Origin of the sequence: Streptomyces filipinensis (assembly GCF_014649495.1) — a bacterium.
In the GTDB taxonomy this organism is placed as follows: domain Bacteria; phylum Actinomycetota; class Actinomycetes; order Streptomycetales; family Streptomycetaceae; genus Streptomyces; species Streptomyces filipinensis.
This window is the reverse complement of the sequence record NZ_BMTD01000001.1, coordinates 1011283-1031554: the sequence shown is the minus strand read 5'-3', so window position 1 is coordinate 1031554 and position 20272 is coordinate 1011283. Positions and strand designations below refer to the sequence as shown.

The window sequence follows — 20272 nt, the reverse complement described above, 5'->3', positions numbered from 1 at the left end:
CGCCGACCCTACCCAATGGGCCGGGCGCGGCCGAGTCTGTGGCAGCCGCACAGCCGGGCAGGACATCATGGTCACGCGACGCGTCCGTCGACGCGGGAAATCGAACGGCAGGGGAGCACGTGGAGACGAAGGGCACCGCGCGGTCCCTGTCATGGCCGCTCGCGACCTGGGCCGTCACCCGTGCGGCGCTGCTGCTGTTCGTCTTCCAGGTGTTCGTCTTCCCGGGCCCGGACGTCACCTCGGACGTGTCGGTGATCTACCGGGGCTGGTACGAGGTACTGCGTCAAGGAACGTTTCCGCTGGACGACGTGACCTGGCAGTACCCGCCGGCCGCCGCCCTGGCGATCCTCTCCCCCGCCGTCCTGCCCTTCCTGTCCTACACGCACGCCTTCTTCGTGCTGGCGTTCCTCGCCGACCTGGTCGTGCTCGCGCTGCTGCTGGGGCCGCGCCGGCGCCCCGGCCGGTCCCCGCGCGGCGCCTGGGTGTGGGTGGCGGGAGTACCGCTGCTCGGTCCGACGGTGTACGCCCGCTACGACGTGATGGTGACCGCGGTGGCCGTGGCGGCGCTGCTCGCCGGCGCCCGGCGGCCACGGGTGATGGGCGCGCTGACCGCGTTCGGGGCGCTGCTGAAGGTGTGGCCGGCACTGCTGCTGGTGGGGGCCGTACGGCGGCGGGCGTGGGCGTCGGCGGCGGTGACGGCGGCCGGGCTGGCGGCGCTGTTCGCGGTGTCCATGCCGGGCGCCTTCACCTTCCTGGCCTTCCAGCGGGAGCGGGGCACCGAGGTGGAGTCGCTGGGCGCCCTGGTCTTCCATGTGGCCCGGCACTTCGGCTGGCAGGGCCAGGTGCTGCTGAACTACGGGTCGATCGAGTTCCTCGGTCCGCATGTGGACCAGGTCAGCGCGGCGGCGCTGGCGCTGACCGGGGCCGCGTTCTGCTGGCTGCTGCTGTGGCGGCTGCGCGTGACCCGCCCCGTGCCGCACATGCCGGCGGACGCGGCCTTCACCGCGGTGCTGCTGTTCACGGTCACCAGCCGGGTGATCAGCCCGCAGTACCTGGTGTGGCTGATCGGCCTGGCCGCGGTCTGCGGGTCGTACCGGGCGAGCCGGATGGGGGCGCCCGCGCTGATGGTGCTGGCCGCGTCCTTCGTGACGGTCCTGGAGTTCCCGCTCGGCTTCTCGCACGTGGTGGTGAGCGACCGGTACGGCGTCCTGCTGATGGTGGTGCGCAACGGCCTGCTGGTCGTGGCCTCGCTCTCGGCGGCACGCCGGCTGTGGCGCTCGACCGTGCCGCCGGCCCCCACCGCCCCGCTGCCACCCCAGCCCGCCCGGCCCCGGCAGACCCCGGTCTCCCCCTGACACAGCCCGCGCGCACCAGGACGGCCACGGACTCCTCGCGGCGCCCGGCCCGCCCCAGCAGTGCCGCCACGCCCCGCACTGCACCGCCATCGCGAGCGCCGGCGCCAGACGGACGCCGGGCAGGCCGAGGCCGCACAGGGCGTACGCCAGGGACAGCTGCACGGCCGTGCCGGGCGGCGTGATCCGCAGCGGCGCCGGTGCTCCCCCGCTGCCCTCGAAGACACCGCCGGGCGCGAGGAAGCAGGCCGTCAGCAGCACATAGGGGCCGAAGGAAGCGCATCAGGGCGCTGAGCGGCCATGTCCGCCCGGTCAGCGCGGCGCCCTGTACCCGGCGATCATCCGGCTCCTCGCCGCCGGACTGCTCGACCAGCGCACCGAGGACGGCGCGAGCGCCGCCCGCGGCGGGTGCTCCGCCTGACCGGCGAGGGAGGCGAGGAGCTGCTCGCGCGGCCGCGCGGTCCGAAGCAGGCGGAGATCACCGACCAGGTCCGCTTCGACACGCTGCCGGCCTTCCTGCGGCACCTCGACGATCCCGCCGAGCAGGCCGCGGTGCTGCGCCGCCGGCTGGACTCCCTGGAGACGCCGGCCAGCTTCTTCTACCGGGAGGGCGAGGCGGTGCGGGCCGAGGAGGCCGGGGACCTGTTCCGCGAGGGCGTGCCGCGGGTCGCGCGGGCCACCGCGAAGGCGGAGCGGGTCCGGCTGCGCGAGGCCGTCGAGACGCTCAGCCGAGCTGCGTCCTGACATAGGCGCGCCACCGCTCGGTGAACGCCTCCGGCGTGGTGCCGAGCACCTTCTTCAGGGCGTCCTCGACCGCGCCCGCCCGCTTGTCGTGGGCGCCCACGGCGCGGTAGAAGGCGCCGAGCCGGGCGGTGCCCAAGTGGGCGGCGACCATCCGGCACGCCAGCCAGCCGCCCTCGTAGGCCTGCGCCAGCTCGGCCGGGTCGCTGGTGAAGCCGAAGTCCTTGTCGGAGGGGAGCCTCGTGGGGGCGTGGCCGTCCCGGACGGCGCGGGACAGCTCCGGCGCGGCCTCGGCGGGGGTGCGGCCGGTGCCGAGGTAGCCGATCCAGTCGGCATAGCCCTCGGAGAGCCACAGCGGGGTGGCTGCGGTGGTGTGGGCGCGGGTGGCCACATGGGTGGTCTCATGGGTGAGCACCACCTGCTTGCCGATGTCACCGAGGGCGGCGTACGCCTCCGGGTTGACGACCACCCGGTCCGCGGGCGCCCGGCCCGAGCCCCCCGCCTCACCGGTGGTGACGGCCGCGATGCCCCGGTAGTTGGCGGCGGGCGAGCCGAGCAGTGCCCCCATCGCCTGCAGGGACCGCGGGACGAGGACGACGACATGGCGGCTCCAGCCGGTGCCCCAGGCCCGGGACACGGCCGGGACGGCGCGGTCGGCCAGTGCGGCGTAACCGCTCAGCGCGGCCGTCCGGCCGGTGCCCAGCACCAGGCTGTGCGCGCCCTTCACGGCGGTCACCGGGCCCTGGTCCCACAACTGCTGCCCGGCGCCCTTCGCGGGCCTGTCGGAGGTGACGTACCACATGCCGTCGGCGGTGCGGCCCAGGGCGAGGGTGCGCCGGACGTCGACCGGCGCCCTGTCGTACCCGGCGACGCGGAAGTTCAGGTCGGCGTCGGCGGTGGCGCCGGAGGAGGTGCGGCGCAGGGCGGTGACCTGGTAGCTCCAGGAGGCCAGCGGGAGGGCGCGCAGCCGGGTGTACTCGGTCCGGCTGCCCGTCGCGCCGTACGCCGTCTCGTCGTGGCCGAGGAGGGCGGCGGAGCGCCGGTCGAGCAGGTGCTGCACCTCGGCGCGGGCCGCGTCGGTCCCCGTGCCACCGCACCCGGTCAGGGGCAGCAGCAGACCGAGGACCACGGCCCCGATGCTCCACCCCCGTCTGCGACCAGCCATTTCCCGATCGTAACGGTGAGCGGCGCGGTCAGGGCCTGGTCACCGAGGAGATCGGCATCATCCCGACCGGGTCGTAGCGCACCGCCGCTCCCGGATAGGGCGCGTGGATGACCTGGCCGTTGCCGACGTACATCCCCACATGGCTGGCGTCGGAGCGGTAGACCACCAGGTCGCCGGGTCGGGCCTCGGACAGCGGGATCTGCCGGCCGGCGAAGCGCTGCTCCTGCGAGGTGCGCGGCAGCTGGATCCCGGCGTGCGCGTACGACCACTGCATCAGGCCCGAACAGTCGAAGCCCGAGGGGCCGTTGGCGCCCCACACGTACGGGCGGCCGAGGGCGGAGCGGGCGGCGGCCACCGCGGCGGCGGCGCGGGCGTCGGGCAGGACGGCACCGGCCAGATCCGGCAGGTCGGGCAGGTCGAGGCGGTCGGGGCCGTCGGAGCGCGAGGCCCGGTGGTAGGCGGCGCGGTCGGCGGCGGACAGGGAGTTGAGCAGCTGCCGGGCCCTGGCGAGCTTGGTCTCCACGGTCCGCTTGTGCGTGGCCACCGCCTTGCGGCTGTCCTCCAGCGCGCCGAGCTTCCCGGCCGCCTCCGCGCGCTCCTGGGAGAGGCCCCGCAGCGCGGACCGCAACTCGCGCAGCCGGTCGACCTGCTGGGCGCCGATGCGGTCGAGGGTGGACGCCTTGTCGAGGTACTCGGCAGGGTCGTCGGAGAGGAGCAGCGCGACGGCCGGGTCGATGGCGCCCGCGCGGTACTGGGCGCCCGCCAGCGAACCGAGCTGCTCGCGCAGGGTGTTGATGTGCTGCTGCAGCCGCGCGACGTGGTCCTGGGCGCCCTGCACCTCGCGGCGCAGCGCGCCCTCCTGCTCCTGGGCCTTGTCGTAGGCCTGGGTCGCCTGCTCGGCCTCCTGGTAGAGCCGGTCCACCTCGGCACGGGCACCCTCGTGCGGCGCCGCGTGCGCCGGTACGGCGCCGAGCGCGGCGGCCGCGGCCGACAGCACGCACAGGGCGGCGGCACCCCGGTCGAACCCGGACGAGGCAAGGCGGCGATGAGACCCCACGGCAGTCCTTCTGCTGGCGGACGGATACCGCTCCCCCGGCGCCTGGGGACGGGGAGGCCCCGGCGCCGGGGAAACGCGGCAGACAGTAGCCGCAGGGAAGGGCGCCGACCAAAGCCGGCGACGGCAACAACGGGTGACGCCCCGCCGCTGACGCAGGTCAGTGGCGGGGCGTGGAGTCAGCCTCGGTACGCGGGATTCGCCCGTTCGGACGTCACCGTTTCCGGGTGTCGGTGTTTGCTCAGACCCGGACGCCGAACTGGAACGGCATGTCGGCCATCGCCTCGTAGCGGACCACGGCACCGGTGTGCGGGGCGTGCAGCACCTGGCCGTTGCCGGCGTAGAGGCCCACGTGGTGCAGGTCGCCGTAGAAGAACACCAGGTCGCCGACCTGCAGGTCGTTGACCGAGCTGATCCGGGTGCCGATGTTCGCCTGCTGCTCCGAGGTGCGCGGGATGGAGACGCCGGCCTGGGCGTAGGCCCAGGAGGTCAGGCCCGAGCAGTCGAAGGAGGACGGGCCGGTGGCGCCGTAGACGTAGGGCTTGCCGATCTGGCTCTGGGCGGCGGAGAACGCCGCGCCGGCACGGTCGGAGGCCGGCGGGGTGTCGCCGAGGTTCACGCGGGCACTGGAGGAGCGGTCGGCCCGCTGCTGCTGGGCGGCCAGGTCCGCCTTCTCCTTGGCCGTCAGGGTGTTGAGGAGCTGCTGCGCCTCGGCGAGCTTGCCCTGTACCTCTTTCTTCTTCTTCTCCAGCTGGGTGCGCGTGGAGGAGAGGTCCTTGAGCTTCTCGGTGGCCTCGGCGCGCTCCTGGGCCAGTTCGCGCTGTTTGTCCTGGATTTTCTTCAGGGAGTCGACCTGCTGGGCGCTCAACTGGTCGAGCGTGGAGGCCTTGTCGAGGAAGTCGTCCGGGTTGGAGGACAGGAACAGCTGGACCGAGGGGTCGATGCCACCGGAGCGGTACTGCGAGGTGGCCAGCGAGCCCAGGCCGTCGCGCAGCTTGTTCAGGTCCTGCTGGCCGCGGGCGACGTTGTCCTGGATCGTGGATATTTCCTTCTGCAGCTTCTGCTGCTTCTCCTTCGCCCCGTTGTACTTCTCGGTGGCCTGCTCGGCCTCCTCGTACAGCTTGTCGACCTTGGCCTTGACCTGGTCCTTGCTGAGCTTCGGCGCGGCGTTGGCGGCGTTCGCGCTCAGGACGACGGCTGCGGCGGCTGCGGTGGTCAGCACGGTCACGCGGGCGCGACTCGGCTGCTTGGGTCGACGGTGGGACGCCACGGAGGACGAACTCCTTCTTGTGAGTGAGTGAGTGATCACCCGTTCGGAGGTTCGAGCCCAGACCCTAGTGACCCAGTTGTGATCAGTTCAAATCCTCTCAGCAGAAAATCCTGTCACGCAATGCATTCTTTGCACAGAACTCACATGCAGTGATCCGCGATGGACACTACGTTGCGTGAAGATGCTGCCAATTCGGGCATTAGCTATGCCCGTTGGACCTTCAGGACAAGCGCTTGAGAAGCACCGCAGAGGCGACGGGACGGGCACCCGCCTTGGCGACCCCGTCGGCCACCTCCCGGTCCGTGGAGGCGACGATGACCGGACGGCCCGGCGGCTCGGCGCGCACGAGCTGGCGGATCAGCTCATCCGCCGTGACGCCCGGCTTGGAGAACAGCACCCTGACCCCGCGTGGAGGCGCGAGCAGGACCGGGGCGGCCAGTTCGGCACCGTCGAAGACGCACGTCACCTCGGCGCCGGTCTGGGCGGCCAGCGCCGACAGCTGGCCGAGCAGCCTGAGCCGCTGCTTCTCCAGCGGCATCTGCGGGTAGCCGGTCTTGGTGACGTTGTAGCCGTCGACCACCAGATGCGCCTGGGGCAGCGCGAGCAACTGGTCGAGGATGGCCGGATCGTGCTCCGACAGGGCGCGCGCCGCGATGTCCTTCGGGGTCATGCGTCCTGGTTCGACCGCGTCGACCGTCTCGGCGGGCCGCACGGACACCGGAGGCAGGGCGAGTTCACGGCGCAGCCCCTGGGTGGCCTCCAGCAGGGTGTCCAGCAGCAGCCGCACCCTCATGTCCTCCACGCTGCGGCCCTCGCGGGCCGCGCGGCGGGTGGCCTCCAGCGCGGCCTCCGCCTCGCCCAGGCGGGCCTTGAGCCGGCGGGACTCGCTCTCGGCGGCCGACACCTGCCGGTGGGCCTCCGTGCGTACGGCGTCGCTCTCGCCCTGGACCTTGCGCAGGGCCGCCTCGCCGCGCTTGACGTCGCTGAGGGCGGCCCGGAGTTTGCGGTGAAGCGATTCGGCTTCCTTCTTCGCCGACTCCAGCTCCGTACGCAGCCGTTCGGTCTCGGCGCGGGTGTGGTCGCGGGCCTGGGCCAGCTCGGCGCGCAGCCGCTCCAGCTCCGCTCGGCTCTCCTCGTCCGCCCGCTCGGCATCCGCGCGCTGGGCCTCCTCGCCGGCCGCGGTGACGAGCTTCACCCAGCCCGCCGGGCGCAGCACGTAGGCCGCGGCCGCGACGTCGAGCGGATCCGCGGCCGGGGGCGGGGGGCCGGAGTCCAGGGCGCCGGCGAGTTCCGGCTGGGCCTCTCTGAACTTCTCCCCGATCCGCTGCCGGAACAGCGGATCGGTCTCCAGCGCCGCCGCCATCGCGTTCCCGGCGAACTTCGCCCGGCGATTGGGGGCGAACCGGGCGTACTGCCGCAGCTGGGCGGGCAGTTCCGCCACGGTCAGCCCGCCGAAGCCGTCCGAGACGATCTGCACGACCCGCCGGCGCACGCCGTCGGGCAGCGGACGGTCAAGCACCTCAGCGGTGCCGTCGCCCGGCCCCCCGCCTGCGGTCTCCACCATCCGTCACACCCCACTACTTCACTTCTACGGCGTCACTTCCACCGCGTCGCTTCCACTGCGCTTCTGCGGGCCGCCCCGCTCAGGAGCCGGCACCCGGCCTGTCCACGAGTTCCACCTGGTCCACCGCGTTGCACCAGCGGCAGCGCACCGACTCGATGGTCTCACTGACCACCTCGCGCTCCTCCACCGTCGGCTCGCCCGCGAGGTCGAGGTGGACGTACTCGACGACCTTCGAGGAACGGGTCACGTCGAACCGGGTGAGGTTGCCGCACAGGGTGCAGCGCCAACGGGTCGTCGCGGTCGGCAGGGGAACCGTCATCGTGGCTGTCCGCTTCCTTCTCGTCTCGCTCCCGCGCCGCCGGCCGACGCGTGTGGCCGTAACCCTACGGCCTGCCGGGGACTCGCCGCCCGTCCGTCCACGGCGGCGAGGCGGTCTGTCGGCTTGCGTCCCGTTACGTCATGCTCTGTGTTCATGATCAGCGAGTGGAGCACGGCGGCCGGCAGGGCCCTCAGAGCGGTCCGGAACACACCGGCGCCCATGACATACGTCCTCATCGGTCTGTGCTGTCTGCTCTTCGCCCTGGGCCCGGCCTCGGGGCTCACCCTGGGGTACGGCTCCGGGGACGCGCTGCTCGCCGCGCAACGGGCGTACTTCCGGCGCTGGGGCGTGGTGCCGGCCGAGCTGTTCGCCAGACCGGCGCGCGCCGCCCTCACTCCCGCCACGGCGCTGTTCGTGCACGGCAGCTGGGTGCATCTGCTCGGCAACATGCTCTTCCTCTTCGTCTTCGGCGTGATGACCGAGGAACGGATGGGCCGGGTGGAGTTCACCCTCTTCTACGTGGGCTGCGGCTACCTGGCCCTGCTGGGCTACGCGGCCGCCAACGCCGCCTCCGAGCAGTCGCTGGTCGGCGCGTCCGGGGCGATCTCGGCGGTCCTCGGAGCGTTCCTCTACCTGTTCCCACGCGCCCGCGTGACCAGTCTTCTTCCCTTCCTGTTCTTCCTGCCGCTGCGCTTCCCGGCGTGGGTCGTGCTGCCGTTCTGGGCGGCGCTGCAGTGGGCGGCGGCGGGGCAGGCCTCCGACGGCCCCGGGGTGGCGTATCTGGCCCACCTGGTCGGCTTCGGGCTGGGCTTCGGCTACGCGTGGGTCCGCTACGGCCGTGCGGCTAGAGTGAGGTCCGCCCCAGCTCCGGCACCCGAGGGAGAGAACCAGCCGTGATCACCGCGATCGTCCTCATCAAGACCAGCGTGGACCGGATCCCCGAGATCGCGGAGCAGATCGCCGCGCTGGAGAGCGTCAGCGAGGTCTTCTCGGTCACCGGCACCTACGACCTGATCGCCATGGTCCGGGTCGGCCGGCACGAGGACCTCGCCGAGGTCATCCCCGGCCGGATCAGCAAGATCCCCGGCGTGGAGGCCACGGACACGCACGTCGCGTTCCGCACGTACTCCCAGCACGACCTGGAGGCCGCGTTCGCGATCGGCCTGGACAACTAGGACCGGCATCGCTCAGCGGGTGATGTCCGCGGCCGCGACACCGGTGCCCGAGGGCATGCAGAGGCGGCGGCCGCGGACGACGGGGGTGTGCCGGTCGGGGCCGGCGCTGTGGCCCAGGGGCGCGGTCCAGCGCTCGCGGCCGTTCAGGTCCGGGGCGGGCACCTGGTCCGAGACGCGCGCGTAGACGGTCTCGCCGGCCGCCACCGTGGGGGTGCGTCCGGGCCGCCCTCGATGTGACGGCCCCAGGCCTTCGAGCCGTCGGCCGTCCAGGACCCGGAAGCCCTCGCGCCGGGCGGCGGGGCCGGCGAACAGGGTGGTGCCGCCAGGGCGAGGGCGGTCACCTCGGCGCCCGTGGACACCTTCCACCCCGGCGATCCGTCCCGCGCGTCCAGTCCGAGCAGGGCATCGCCGTGACCGCCCGCGCGGGCCCACGTCTCCCGCCACGACCGGGGTGCCGGTGGGCCCGCCCGGGGCCGTGGCGGTCCACCGGGCGCTGCCGTCGGCGGGGTAGCGGCGCAGTCCGCCCGCGCCCGTGCCGCCGAACGAGACCAGCACGTCGTCACCGGGCAGGACCGGGACGGCGTACCCCCTCTCCCGGAGGGTGCGGGTCCACTGCCCGCTGACCGACGTGCTCACGGCGGTCAGCCGGCGCGCGTCGCCGGCGCGGGAGCCGAGGTGCCGCCGACCGTCTTCGCCGCCCGGCCTCGTGCCGAGGACCGCACCCGGAAGGTGCGGTCCTCGGCGCGTCCGGTCCGGACGGCTTGCACGGCGAGCGGGAGACGGTCACACCGCCGGGACGCAGCGGCCGTCCTCCGTCCGGTACGTCCACTTGGCGCCCTCGGTCACCAGTTCCCTGACCGCGCTGACGAACCGCTCGACGTGTTCGTCGGGAGTGCCCGCGCCGAAGCTGACGCGGATGGCGTTGAGGGACTTCTCGCCCGGCGCGGCCTCGGGGGCGCCGCACTCGCCCTGGGTCTGGGGGTCGCTGCCGAGGAGGGTGCGGACCAGGGGGTGGGCGCAGAAGAGGCCGTCGCGGACGCCGATGCCGTACTCGGCGGAGAGCGCCGCGGCGAAGTGGGAGCTGTTCCAGCCCTCGACGACGAAGGAGATCACGCCGACGCGCGGGGCGTCGTCGCCGAACAGGGACAGCACCCGCACCTCGGGAACCCCGGCCAGGCCCTCGCGGACCTTGGCGATCAGGTGCTGCTCGCGGGCGACCAGGGCGTCCCAGCCGGCCCCGGTGAGCGCCTTGCAGGCCGACGCGATGGAGTAGGCGCCGATGACGTTCGGGGAGCCGGCCTCGTGGCGGGCGGCGCTCTCGTGCCACTCGACGTCCACGCCGCCGTCCTGACGCCGGGTCACCTTGCGGCTGGCGCCGCCGCCCGCGAGGTACGGCTCGGCCCCGCGCAGCCAGTCGGCGCGGCCGGCCAGGACGCCGGAGCCGAAGGGGGCGTACAGCTTGTGGCCCGAGAAGGCGACCCAGTCGACGTCCAGGTCGCGGATGTGCACCGGGTGGTGCGGGGCGAGCTGGGCGGCGTCGAGGACGATCCGGGCGCCGTGGGCGTGCGCGGCGGCGGCCAGTTCGCGCACCGGCCACAGTTCGCCGGTGACGTTGGAGGCGCCGGTGACGCAGACCAGGGCCGGTCCGTGGGGGTCGCGGTCGGCGAGGGCCCGCTCCAGGGTCGTGACCGCCTGCTGCGGGCTGCGCGGGGCGTTGAGGTAGGTGACGTGCGCGTCCTGCCAGGGCAGCAGGGAGGCGTGGTGCTCGGTCTCGAAGACGAAGACCTGGCAGTCGGCGGGCAGGGCGCGGGCGAGGAGGTTGAGCGAGTCCGTGGTCGAGCGGGTGAAGATCACCTGGTCGTCGGCGCGGCAGCCGAGGAATTCCGCGACCGTCCGGCGGGCGTTCTCGAACAGGTCGGTGGAGAGCTGGGAGAGGTAGCCGGCGCCGCGGTGGACGCTGCCGTAGTAGGGGGCGTAGGCGGCGACGTCGTCCCAGACGCGCTGGAGGGCGGGGGCGCTGGCCGCGTAGTCGAGGGCCGCGTAGGTGACCTCGCCGCCGGTGACGAGCGGGACCGTGACATCGCTGCCCAGAACGGGCAGAGGGGCACAAACGGACTGGTCGGCGGCAGCGGTGAAGACAGACATGGGTGAGCTCCCGTGAGGCGAAGGAAGGAGTGAGAAAAGGGGTGTGCGGAGGCGGGGCTCTGCGGCCCTATCGCATTCGCTTGCTCACGGAAGGCTCCCTCGATGACCAGGACCCCTGGCCCTGCGCTCACTCAGAAGCGCACGAGGGGTCCGCGCTTGCCGTAGACCTCGCTGCCTACGGCCTGGTCTTCACCCGGGGCACCCCGCCACGGACGGAGGGTTGCCGGACAGCCGGCCGGGGCCGAATGACTGTCACTCATGACCTGGTACAGGAACGTACGGGAAACGATCGTCGTCCCGCAACCCGCGTCCGGATCGCGGGACGACCGCCGGTGAACGCTACGCGTTGCTGGCCGCCACCCAGCGCTCCAGCGCCCGCCCGGCCGCACCCGAGTCGATCGACTCCGCGGCCCTGGCCATGCCGGCGCGCAGTTGCTCGGCGAGCGGCGCGTCCGTGGGGTCCAGGGCGGCCAGGGCCGCCGCCGAGTTCAGCAGGACCGCGTCACGCACCGCGCCCCGCTCGCCGTCCAGCAGCCGGCGGGCGACCCCCGCGTTGTGGGAGGGGTCGCCGCCGCGCAGCGCCTCCACCGGGACCAGGTCGATCCCGACGTCCCGCGGGTCGAAGGACTCCTCGGACACCTTGCCGTCCCGGACGATCCAGACCCGGGAGGTGGACGTCGTCGTCAGCTCGTCCAGGCCGTCGTCCCCGCGGAAGACCAGCGAGGAGTTGCCGCGTTCCGCGAGGACGCCCGCGACGATGGGTGCCTCGTGCGCGACGGCCACGCCGACCGCCTGGGCCCGCACCTTCGCCGGGTTGGTCAGCGGGCCGAGCAGGTTGAACACCGTCCGGATGCCCAACTGGCCCCGCGCGGCGCCCACATGACGCAGGGCCGGGTGGAACTTCACGGCGAAGCAGAAGGTGATGCCGGCCTCCTCCGCGACCTGTGCCACCCGCCGGGGGGTCAGGTCGAGGTTGACGCCCAGTCTCTCCAGGACGTCGGACGAGCCGGACGCCGAGGACGCGGCCCGGTTGCCGTGCTTGACGACCTTCGCGCCCGTACCGGCGACCACGAGCGCGGACATCGTGGAGATGTTCACCGTCTTCGCGCCGTCGCCGCCCGTGCCGACGATGTCGACGGTGCGGCCGGGCACCTCGATCACGTTCGCGTGCTCGTACATCGTGCGGACCAGACCGGTGATCTCCTGCACGGTCTGCCCCTTGGCCCGCAGTGCCACCGCGAACCCGGCGATCTGCGCGTCGGTCGCCTCGCCGCGCATGATCCGGTCCATCGCCCACGCGGTGTCGTCCGCGGACAGGTCCTGGCCGTTCAGCAGGCCGTTCAGCAGGACGGGCCAGGAACGGCCCGCCGCGGTGTCGCCTCCAGCGGGGGTCACAGCGCTCATAAGCCGCTCCTGGGTGTGTGGTGCCAGAACAGTGTGATCCCACCCTATCCAGCCCCGGGCACGGCGAAGGGCCCCGTCCGCAACCCGGACGGGGCCCTTCAGCGTGGCGTGGCGACGCCGGGATCAGTGGTGGCCGTGGCCGCTCGTGATCTCCTTGTACTCCTCGACGGTCGGCTTCGGGATCTGGTTGTCCTCGCCGTAGTAGGCGTGGGACAGCTTCGCCCGGAGCTTCTCCGAGGCTCCGACCTTGCGCTCGACACCGTTCTCGTCGACGGTCGGGCCGATCTCGGCCGGCTCGTACTGGTGGTGAGCGGTGAGGGTGTGCAGCTGCTCCTGGCTGAGCGGCTCGTGCACCTCGATGAACTCACCGTGCGGCAGGCGCTTGATGATGCCGGTCTCCCGACCGTGCAGCACCTTGTCGCGGTCGCGGCGCTGCAGGCCGAGGCAGATCCGCTTGGTGACGATGAACGCGATGACCGGTCCGGCGAAGAAGCCGATCCGGACGAACCAGGTGACGGCGTTGATCGACAGGTGGAAGTGGGTGGCCCACAGGTCGTTGCCACCGCCGACCAGGCCGATCATGTAGACCGTCACCCAGGCGACACCGAACGCGGTGCGGGTCGGGGCGTTGCGCGGGCGGTCCAGGATGTGGTGCTCGCTCTTGTCGCCGGTGACCCAGGACTCGATGAACGGGTAGACCGCGATCGCCGCCAGGACGAGACCGAAGAGCACCAGCGGGATGAACACACCCAGGACGAGCGTGTGACCCCAGAAGTTGATCTCCCAGCCCGGCATGTAGCGGACCAGACCCTCGGCGAAGCCCATGTACCAGTCGGGCTGGGCGCCGGTGGACACCTGGTCCGGGCGGTAGGGGCCCATGGCCCAGATCGGGTTGATCTGGGCGACCGCCGCGATGGCCGCGATGACACCGAAGACCAGGAAGAAGAAGCCTCCGGCCTTCGCCATGTACACCGGCAGCAGCGGCATGCCGACGACGTTCTTCTCGGTCTTTCCGGGACCCGCGAACTGCGTGTGCTTGTGGTAGAAGACCAGGATCAGGTGCGCCACCATCAGGCCGAGCATGATGCCCGGCAGCAGCAGGATGTGGATCGAGTAGAACCGGGCGACGAAGTCGTGGCCGGGGAACTCGCCGCCGAAGAGGAACATCGAGATGTACGTGCCGACGATCGGCATCGACAGGATCGCGCCCTCGGTGAAGCGGACACCGGTGCCGGAGAGCAGGTCGTCCGGCAGCGAGTAACCGGTGAAGCCGGTGAACATGCCGAGGACGAACAGCAGGAAGCCGAACAGCCAGTTGATCTCACGCGGCTTGCGGAACGCGCCGGTGAAGAACACGCGCATCATGTGCACGAACATGCCGGCGAGGAAGATCAGCGCGGCCCAGTGGTGGATCTGCCGGACGAGCAGACCACCGCGCACGTCGAAGGAGATGTGCAGGGTCGAGTTGAACGCCTCGGACATCAGCTGTCCCTGCAGCGGGACATAGCTGCCGTGGTACTCCACCTCGTTCATCGACGGGTGGAAGAACAGCGTCAGATAGACACCCGTGAGGATGATGATGATGAAGCTGTACATGCACACTTCGCCCAGCATGAACGACCAGTGGTCGGGGAAGATCTTGCGCATGTTGGACTTGGCCAGGGAGTAGATCCCGAGCCGGCCGTCGGCCCAGTCGGCGATCCGCTCGCCGGCCGGTGCCTTCCCGCGCGAGCGGGGCGTCTCGTTCGCTGCAGTACTCATCCGCGCTCCCAGAATGCAGGACCGACGGGCTCCTCGAAGTCGCCGAGCGCCTGGAGGTAACCGTCACTGTCCACGCCGATGTGCAGCTGCGGCAGGGCGTGGCCGGCGGGGCCGAAGATCACTCGGGCGCCGTCGGAGAGGTCGAAGGTGGACTGGTGGCACGGGCACAGCACGTGGTGCGTCTGCTGCTCGTACAGCGAGATCGGGCAGCCGACGTGGGTGCAGATCTTCGAGAAGGCGACGATGCCCTCGTGCGACCAGTCGAGCTCGCGCTTGTCCTTGATGTTGTCCGGCTGCAGCCGGACGATCATCAGCGCGGCCTTGGCGATCTCGTTCTGGAAGTCCTCGTCGGTCTCCTCCAGCCCGTCGGGCTTGGCGAAGGTGAGGGAGCCGACCGCGACGTCCTCGGGACGCAGCGGCTGGTTGGTGTTCATGTTGATCAGGCGCTTGCCCTTGGCCCACAGGGTGTGCCGGAGCATGGTCCCGGGCTTCGGGCCCAGGCCGCCGAGCAGCATGACGCCGGAGAGCGGCACCAGGGCCAGCGCGCCGAACATCGTGGTGCGGATCAGGCCGCGGCGGCCGATCGCCGACTCCTTGGCGCCCTGGCGGAAGTCCGCGTGGACCTTCGCACGGACCTCGGGCGAGGCCGCGATCGCGTGACGGTCGTCGGCGACCTCCACGTCGGACATCAGGGTGCGGGCCCAGTGGACCGCGCCCGCGCCGATGCAGAACAGCGCCGCACCGAGGGTCAGACCCAGCGCGAAGTTCATCGCGCTGATGTGACCGATCGGGAAGACGAAGATCGACTTGTCGTTCGGGATCACCAGGTAGGCGACGATGAAGCCGATGGTGGCCAGCATCGACACCGTGAACAGGAGGGCCACCATGCGCTCGGACCGCTTGGCGGCCCGCTCGTCGATGTCCTGGATCCGGTGCTCGTGAGGCGGCAGCCCCGGGTCGGCGAACGGGTTCTCCTCGTCCGCGACCCCTACCGCGCCGTGTGCGTGGTCCTGCTCTGCGGGCAGGTTCTCTTCTGGAATGTCTTGGCTACTCATGACTTCTTGGCCTTTGCGGTCCGAGCGGCGACCCAGACGGCGACGGCGATCAGCGCGCCGAGGCCGAAGATCCAGGCGAACAGACCCTCGCTGACCGGCCCGAGGCCGCCCAGCTCAAGACCGCCAGGATTCGTCGTCTCGCTGCTGTCGACCGAGTGCAGGTACGCGATGATGTCCTTCTTGTTCTTTTCCGACAGCGTGGTGTCGGGGAAGGACGGCATGTTCTGCGGGCCGGTCTGCATGGCCTCGTAGATGTGCTTCGGGTCGACGCCCTCCAGCGTGGGCGCGTACTTGCCCTTGGTCAGGGCACCGCCCTTGCCGGTGAAGTTGTGGCACTGCGCGCAGTTGGTGCGGAACAGCTCGCCACCCTTGGCGATGTCCGCACCGTCCGGGCCGTACTGCTCCTTGGTGGGCACGTTCGGGCCGGCACCCAGCGAGGCGATGTAGGCGGCGAGCTGGTCGATCTGCGTCTGGTTGTAGACGACCTTCTTGCGCGGGACCTGGGCGCCCTGCGAGGTGGCCGCGGGCATACGGCCGGTGCCGACCTGGAAGTCCACGGCCGCGGCACCCACGCCGACCAGGCTGGGTCCGTCGGAGGAACCCTGGCCACCGGTGCCGTGGCAGCTGGCGCAGCCGACCTCGTAGAGCTTCTTGCCCTCCTTGATGGTCAGGGACTGGGCGGAATCATCGGCCTGCGCCTTGCCCGCGGGTGCGAACGCGGCGTACAGCCCCCCAGTGGCCGCCAGCGCGAGGAGTAGGACGACGACCGCCGCCAGCGGATGGCGTCGTCGTGCGGAGAGCTTTTTCACGGATTACCCCGGTGTCAGGATCTTCTGCGTCGGTGCTTCTGGATGTGCGGGAGACGGTCCCGCTACTTGATCAGGTAGATCGTGGCGAAGAGGCCGATCCAGACCACATCGACGAAGTGCCAGTAGTAGGACACGACGATGGCGGCGGTCGCCTGCTCGTGGGTGAACCTCTTGGCCATGTACGTGCGGCCGAGGACCAGCAGGAAGGCGATGAGGCCGCCCGTCACGTGCAGGCCGTGGAAGCCGGTGGTCAGGTAGAACACCGAGCCGTACGGGTCGGAGGACAGCGAGATGCCGTCCTTCTTCACCAGCTCCGTGTACTCGTAGATCTGACCGCCGATGAAGATCGCACCCATGATGAAGGTGAGGATGAACCAGCCACGGAGCTTCTTCACATCGCCGCGCTCGGCCGCGAACACGCCGAGCTGGCAGGTGAGGGAGGAGAGCACCAGGATCGTGGTGTTCGTCGCGGAGAAGGGCACGTTCAGCGCGTGCGCCATCTCCTTCCAGTGATCCGGTCCGGTCACCGACCGGAGGGTGAAGTACATCGCGAAGAGGGCCGCGAAGAACATCAGCTCGGAACTCAGCCAGATGATGGTTCCGACGCTGGTGAGGTTCGGCCGGTTGACCGACGGGTGCGCGTGCCCGGTTTCTACTGTCGTTGCTGTCGCCACGACCGACATTATGTCGGTCGCTTATCCCGCCCTCACTCCGGGGGGTGCCGTTCGGAGTGTTGCCCCCCGCGGAAGCGGTGTTGACGTGGTGTTCATGGGAACTTCGACGGGAGTAACATCCGCCCGAACGGCCCTGTCCGTCCCGTCCGTACGACGCTGACGTCCCGGAGGAACAATGCAGCCGACCGCCACGGTGCTGGTCTACAGCGACGACTCCAACACCCGTGAACAAGTACGGCTGGCCTCCGGCCGCAGGCCGGCCCCCGACGTCCCCCTGGTCGAGTTCGTGGAGTGTGCGACGCCCGAGGCGGTGCTGCGCGAGCTGGACCGGGGCGGCATCGACGCGTGCGTGCTGGACGGGGAGGCCGTGCCGATGGGCGGCATGGGGGTGTGCCGGCAGATCAAGGACGAGGTGTTCAACTGCCCGCCGGTGCTTCTTCTCATGGGGCGGCCGCAGGATGCGTGGCTGGCCACGTGGAGCCGCGCCGACGCCGCCGTGACCCTGCCGGTGGACCCGGTGGAGTTCGCGTCCGCGCTGGCTGGTCTGCTGCGTCAGAAGCGGCTGGTGGGCGCCTAGCGGCCCGGGGCGCCGGGAGCGTGCGCGCGTGCGGGCCGACGGGGCCTGCCCGCCCCGCTCCCCGCGCCCCTTCGGGGTGCTCCTCACACCGCTGTCGGCCGGAGACGCAGCGCGTCCTGCGGGGTCGGGCCGTCGGGGGCGGTGTTGGTCAGGGCGCTGCCCGTGAGCCACTTCTTCCAGTCGACGTTCCAGTCGCCGAAGCCGTTGCCGAAGGGTTCCATCGGGTCGCCGTTGGAGTTGACGACCCTGACGATGTCCCCCTCGTGGATGTGGTCGAAGAACCATTCGGCGTTGCCCGTGCTCATGCCCGTGCAGCCGTGGCTGACGTTCGCGTAGCCCTGTGAGCCCACGGACCAGGGTGCGGCGTGGACGTACTCGCCCGACCAGGTGACCCGGGTGGCGTAGTAGACCGGCAGGTCGTAGGAGTCGGAACTGCCCTCGGCGATGCCGACGGTGACCCCGCGCATTCGTACGAAGTACTGCTTTTCCAGGACGACCTTGACGCCGTTGCGGGTCTCGTAGCCGGCCTTGCCGGTGGTGACGGGCACCTGGTTGATCACCTTGCCGTTCTCGAAGAACGTCAGCTGGTGCGCCGAGGCGTCCGTGACGGCCTCGATCCGCTCGCCCGTGGTGATCTTCAGCGGCTTCGACCTGCCGCCCCACAGCCGGTCGCTGATCCGGACGCCGTCCAGGTTGCTGTGCACCTGGACGGTGGCGTGCGTGGGCCAGTACTCCTTCGGGCGGTAGTGGAGTTCCTTGGCGCTCACCCAGTACCAGGAGCCCGGCACGGCCGGTGTGGACTGCACCTTGAGGGCGCGCTCCACGATGGCGCGCTGGGCCTTGTCCTTGACCTCTTGGTCGAGTTGCGCGGTGATGGGCTGTCCGACGCCGTACTGGCCCGCGTCCGGCCCGAAGGTGACGTTCAGGCGCTTCTTGCCGCTGGGCTTGCTGGTGTCGAACGAGTAGACCTTGCGGCCCGGCTCGCCGTCGTCGTCCTCGGTGCTCACCGTGACCGTGTAGTGGGCGTTGGCGGCCAGCGGGGAGGTGCTGTGCCAGCGACTGCCGTCGGCGGTGAGTTCGCCCGTCACATAGCGCCCTGTGGCGTCCTGGGCGGTTACGTCGGTGATGCGCCCCTCGTCGTCCACGGTGACCTCCAGGGGCTTGTCGGGGTCGGCCCGCTTGCCCGCGTCGGCGGGGCCGTTGAAGGAGATGAGGTCCGCTGCGTCGTACGGCTGGGCCGACAGGGGGTTGCCGTCCGAACCGCAGGCGGTGACGCCCGCGCCGAGGACGGTCACCAGCAGGGCGCAGCTGACGACGGTGCGGGTCCGCGGAGTGTGGTTCATATGATCACGCTATGAGACGCCGACCCCCGTGGCGCGGTAGGTAATCCGTACGAGTCACCGACACTACGGCAGAAGAACGACTCCGAACGGACGACCGCGGGCGCGGCAGCCGGAAAAGCCGGAAGCCCGGACCCTCCTGATGGGGGGTCCGGGCTTCCGGGACGCGCTCTCGTGTGCTACTGGGTGCGGTTCTCACCGTGGTAGTACTCGAACACCCAGCCGAACAGGCCGATCACGATGAACGGGGCCGAGAAGTAGATCAGCCACCAGCCGACCGCGATGCTGAGGAAGGCGATCGCACCGCCGAAGCCCAGCATGAGCGGCTGCCAGCTGTGCGGGCTGAAGAAGCCCAGCTCGCCCGCGTCGTCCGCGACGTCGGCCTCCTTGTCGTCCTGGGCGCCCGCGTCGACCCGCCGGGCGGTGAAGCCCAGGTAGAAGCCGATCATGACGCTCAGGCCGAAGGCCAGGAAGAGTGCGGTGGTACCGGCCGGCTCCTTCGACCACACGCCATACACGATGGCCATGATCAGGATGAAGACGCTCAGCCAGATGAACATCCGACCCTGGATCTTCACTTGCCGGCCTCCTTGCTGCCCGCGATGGCGGTGCCGTGACCGGCGTGCTCAAGCTGTTCGAGCGCGGCGATCTCAGGGTGGTGCAGGTCGAACGCCGGGGATTCGCTGCGGATCCGCGGCAGGGTGAGGAAGTTGTGCCGCGGCGGCGGGCAGGACGTCGCCCACTCCAGCGAACGGCCGTAGCCCCACGGGTCGTCGACGTTCACCGGCTTGCCGTACTTGGCCGTCTTCCAGACGTTGTAGAGGAACGGCAGGATCGACAGGCCGAGCAGGAACGAGCTGATCGTCGAGATCGTGTTCAGGGCGGTGAAGCCGTCGGCCGCCAGGTAGTCGGCGTAGCGGCGCGGCATGCCCTCGGCGCCCAGCCAGTGCTGGACCAGGAAGGTGCCGTGGAAGCCGACGAACAGCGTCCAGAAGGTGATCTTGCCGAGGCGCTCGTCCAGCATCTTGCCGGTCATCTTCGGCCACCAGAAGTGGAAGCCGGAGAACATCGCGAAGACGACGGTACCGAAGACGACGTAGTGGAAGTGGGCCACCACGAAGTACGAGTCGGAGACGTGGAAGTCCATCGGCGGCGAGGCCAGGATGACGCCGGTCAGACCACCGAACGTGAAGGTGATCAGGAAGCCGACCGCCCAGAGCATCGGCGTCTCGAAGGACAGCGAGCCCTTCCACATGGTGCCGATCCAGTTGAAGAACTTCACCCCGGTCGGGACGGCGATCAGGAACGTCATGAAGGAGAAGAACGGCAGCAGCACACCACCGGTGACGTACATGTGGTGCGCCCACACGGTCACGGACAGACCGGCGATCGCGATGGTCGCGGCGATCAGACCCATGTAGCCGAACATCGGCTTGCGGGAGAAGACCGGGATGACTTCGCTGATGATGCCGAAGAACGGCAGGGCGATGATGTACACCTCTGGATGGCCGAAGAACCAGAAGAGGTGTTGCCACAGCAGGGCTCCGCCGTTCGCGGCGTCGAAGACGTGGGCGCCGAACTTGCGGTCCGCCTCCAGGGCGAACAGCGCGGCCGCGAGGACCGGGAAGGCGAGCAGGACCAGCACGGCGGTCAGCAGCACGTTCCACACGAAGATCGGCATGCGGAACATGGTCATGCCCGGGGCACGCATGCAGATGATCGTGGTGATGAAGTTGACCGCGCCGAGGATGGTGCCGAAGCCGGAGAAGGCCAGACCCATGATCCACATGTCGGCGCCGATGCCCGGGCTGCGGACCGCGTCCGACAGCGGGGAGTAGGCGAACCAGCCGAAGTCGGCCGCACCCTG

Annotated in this window: 19 protein-coding genes, 1 pseudogene and 1 riboswitch; of the genes and pseudogenes, 5 read left to right on the top strand and 15 right to left on the bottom strand. The window is 70.7% G+C overall.

Annotation, left to right across the window (positions count from 1 at the left end; translation table 11 throughout):
- Positions 1–119 precede the first annotated feature (119 nt).
- Together IE244_RS04650 and IE244_RS04645 are read left to right on the top strand one after the other, a co-directional pair.
- Positions 120–1355, top strand: a complete 1236-nt coding sequence (locus IE244_RS04650; RefSeq protein WP_191871291.1) for a glycosyltransferase 87 family protein — start codon at positions 120–122, stop codon at positions 1353–1355.
- Positions 1356–1624: 269 nt separating this feature from the next.
- Positions 1625–2096: pseudogene (locus IE244_RS04645) on the top strand (PadR family transcriptional regulator); the annotation flags it as partial.
- On the opposite strand, the gene IE244_RS04640 reads toward IE244_RS04645, so the two are convergent.
- From IE244_RS04640 to IE244_RS04620, 5 genes are all read right to left on the bottom strand, one after another.
- Positions 2077–3258 (bottom strand): hypothetical protein, encoded by a 1182-nt coding sequence (locus tag IE244_RS04640; RefSeq protein WP_191871290.1) that lies wholly within the window; start codon positions 3256–3258, stop codon positions 2077–2079. The pseudogene IE244_RS04645 and the gene IE244_RS04640 overlap by 20 nt on opposite strands.
- 28 nt (positions 3259–3286) lie before the next feature.
- Positions 3287–4315, bottom strand: a complete 1029-nt coding sequence (locus IE244_RS04635) for a C40 family peptidase (RefSeq protein WP_191871289.1) — start codon at positions 4313–4315, stop codon at positions 3287–3289.
- Between the two features lie 238 nt (positions 4316–4553).
- Entirely contained in the window at positions 4554–5582 is a 1029-nt protein-coding gene (locus IE244_RS04630; protein WP_191871288.1) for a C40 family peptidase, read from the bottom strand.
- 220 nt (positions 5583–5802) lie between these two features.
- Positions 5803–7146 carry an NYN domain-containing protein gene (locus IE244_RS04625; RefSeq protein ID WP_191871287.1) on the bottom strand — a complete coding sequence of 448 codons (1344 nt, stop codon included), beginning with the start codon at positions 7144–7146 and terminating at the stop codon, positions 5803–5805.
- 79 nt (positions 7147–7225) lie between these two features.
- Complete coding sequence (locus IE244_RS04620) at positions 7226–7465, bottom strand: hypothetical protein (RefSeq protein WP_014672226.1); 240 nt, start codon at positions 7463–7465, stop codon at positions 7226–7228.
- Between the two features lie 153 nt (positions 7466–7618).
- Between IE244_RS04620 and IE244_RS04615 the strand changes: the two genes are divergently transcribed.
- Both IE244_RS04615 and IE244_RS04610 read left to right on the top strand, forming a co-directional pair.
- Complete coding sequence (locus IE244_RS04615; protein ID WP_191871286.1) at positions 7619–8362, top strand: rhomboid family intramembrane serine protease; 744 nt, start codon at positions 7619–7621, stop codon at positions 8360–8362.
- The gene (locus IE244_RS04610; protein ID WP_191871285.1) at positions 8359–8640 is read left to right on the top strand and encodes an Lrp/AsnC family transcriptional regulator; all 282 of its coding nucleotides are present in this window, start codon (positions 8359–8361) and stop codon (positions 8638–8640) included. Before IE244_RS04615 ends, IE244_RS04610 begins: the two co-directional genes overlap by 4 nt.
- 12 nt (positions 8641–8652) lie before the next feature.
- Here IE244_RS04610 and IE244_RS04605 read toward each other — a convergent pair whose 3' ends face one another.
- From IE244_RS04605 to ctaE, 7 genes are all read right to left on the bottom strand, one after another.
- Complete coding sequence (locus IE244_RS04605; protein ID WP_191871284.1) at positions 8653–9276, bottom strand: hypothetical protein; 624 nt, start codon at positions 9274–9276, stop codon at positions 8653–8655.
- Between the two features lie 147 nt (positions 9277–9423).
- On the bottom strand, positions 9424–10785 hold the full coding sequence (locus tag IE244_RS04600) for an aminotransferase class V-fold PLP-dependent enzyme (protein ID WP_191871283.1): 1362 nt from the start codon (positions 10783–10785) through the stop codon (positions 9424–9426).
- 147 nt (positions 10786–10932) lie between these two features.
- Positions 10933–11049: riboswitch (SAM riboswitch) on the bottom strand.
- 75 nt (positions 11050–11124) lie between these two features.
- The gene (trpD, locus tag IE244_RS04595) at positions 11125–12189 is read right to left on the bottom strand and encodes an anthranilate phosphoribosyltransferase (RefSeq protein ID WP_191871282.1); all 1065 of its coding nucleotides are present in this window, start codon (positions 12187–12189) and stop codon (positions 11125–11127) included.
- Between the two features lie 123 nt (positions 12190–12312).
- Positions 12313–13950: a cytochrome bc1 complex cytochrome b subunit gene (qcrB, locus tag IE244_RS04590; protein ID WP_191871281.1), complete on the bottom strand. Its 1638-nt coding sequence runs from the start codon at positions 13948–13950 to the stop codon at positions 12313–12315.
- A complete protein-coding gene (gene qcrA / locus IE244_RS04585) occupies positions 13947–15005 on the bottom strand; it encodes a cytochrome bc1 complex Rieske iron-sulfur subunit (protein WP_191871280.1) in 1059 nt (352 codons plus the stop codon). Before qcrA ends, qcrB begins: the two co-directional genes overlap by 4 nt.
- On the bottom strand, positions 15002–15814 hold the full coding sequence (gene qcrC / locus IE244_RS04580) for a cytochrome bc1 complex diheme cytochrome c subunit (protein WP_191871279.1): 813 nt from the start codon (positions 15812–15814) through the stop codon (positions 15002–15004). The genes qcrA and qcrC overlap by 4 nt, the downstream gene beginning before the upstream one ends.
- Positions 15815–15876: 62 nt before the next feature.
- Positions 15877–16497: an aa3-type cytochrome oxidase subunit III gene (ctaE, locus tag IE244_RS04575; protein ID WP_030616646.1), complete on the bottom strand. Its 621-nt coding sequence runs from the start codon at positions 16495–16497 to the stop codon at positions 15877–15879.
- A 166-nt stretch (positions 16498–16663) separates the two neighbouring features.
- Between ctaE and IE244_RS04570 the strand changes: the two genes are divergently transcribed.
- Positions 16664–17065, top strand: coding sequence for a response regulator (locus IE244_RS04570; protein WP_191871278.1), 402 nt, complete (start codon positions 16664–16666; stop codon positions 17063–17065).
- A gap of 83 nt (positions 17066–17148) precedes the next feature.
- On the opposite strand, the gene IE244_RS04565 is transcribed toward IE244_RS04570, so the two are convergent.
- The 3 genes from IE244_RS04565 to IE244_RS04555 form a co-directional block, all read right to left on the bottom strand.
- On the bottom strand, positions 17149–18408 hold the full coding sequence (locus tag IE244_RS04565) for a L,D-transpeptidase (protein ID WP_191871277.1): 1260 nt from the start codon (positions 18406–18408) through the stop codon (positions 17149–17151).
- A gap of 176 nt (positions 18409–18584) precedes the next feature.
- Positions 18585–18983: a cytochrome c oxidase subunit 4 gene (locus tag IE244_RS04560; protein WP_031166647.1), complete on the bottom strand. Its 399-nt coding sequence runs from the start codon at positions 18981–18983 to the stop codon at positions 18585–18587.
- On the bottom strand, positions 18980–20272 hold a 1293-nt coding region (locus IE244_RS04555), incomplete at its 5' end, for a cytochrome c oxidase subunit I (protein WP_229853945.1). The genes IE244_RS04560 and IE244_RS04555, both read right to left, overlap by 4 nt.

Coding starts and splice junctions, on each gene's coding strand:
- IE244_RS04640 (WP_191871290.1), bottom strand. CDS start 3,258: ATGGCTGGTCGCAGACGGGGGTGGAGCATCGGGGCCGTGGTCCTCGGT.
- IE244_RS04625 (WP_191871287.1), bottom strand. CDS start 7,146: ATGGTGGAGACCGCAGGCGGGGGGCCGGGCGACGGCACCGCTGAGGTG.
- IE244_RS04620 (WP_014672226.1), bottom strand. CDS start 7,465: ATGACGGTTCCCCTGCCGACCGCGACGACCCGTTGGCGCTGCACCCTG.
- IE244_RS04615 (WP_191871286.1), top strand. CDS start 7,619: ATGATCAGCGAGTGGAGCACGGCGGCCGGCAGGGCCCTCAGAGCGGTC.
- IE244_RS04600 (WP_191871283.1), bottom strand. CDS start 10,785: ATGTCTGTCTTCACCGCTGCCGCCGACCAGTCCGTTTGTGCCCCTCTG.
- trpD (WP_191871282.1), bottom strand. CDS start 12,189: ATGAGCGCTGTGACCCCCGCTGGAGGCGACACCGCGGCGGGCCGTTCC.
- qcrB (WP_191871281.1), bottom strand. CDS start 13,950: ATGAGTACTGCAGCGAACGAGACGCCCCGCTCGCGCGGGAAGGCACCG.
- qcrA (WP_191871280.1), bottom strand. CDS start 15,005: ATGAGTAGCCAAGACATTCCAGAAGAGAACCTGCCCGCAGAGCAGGAC.
- ctaE (WP_030616646.1), bottom strand. CDS start 16,497: ATGTCGGTCGTGGCGACAGCAACGACAGTAGAAACCGGGCACGCGCAC.
- IE244_RS04570 (WP_191871278.1), top strand. CDS start 16,664: ATGCAGCCGACCGCCACGGTGCTGGTCTACAGCGACGACTCCAACACC.
- IE244_RS04565 (WP_191871277.1), bottom strand. CDS start 18,408: ATGAACCACACTCCGCGGACCCGCACCGTCGTCAGCTGCGCCCTGCTG.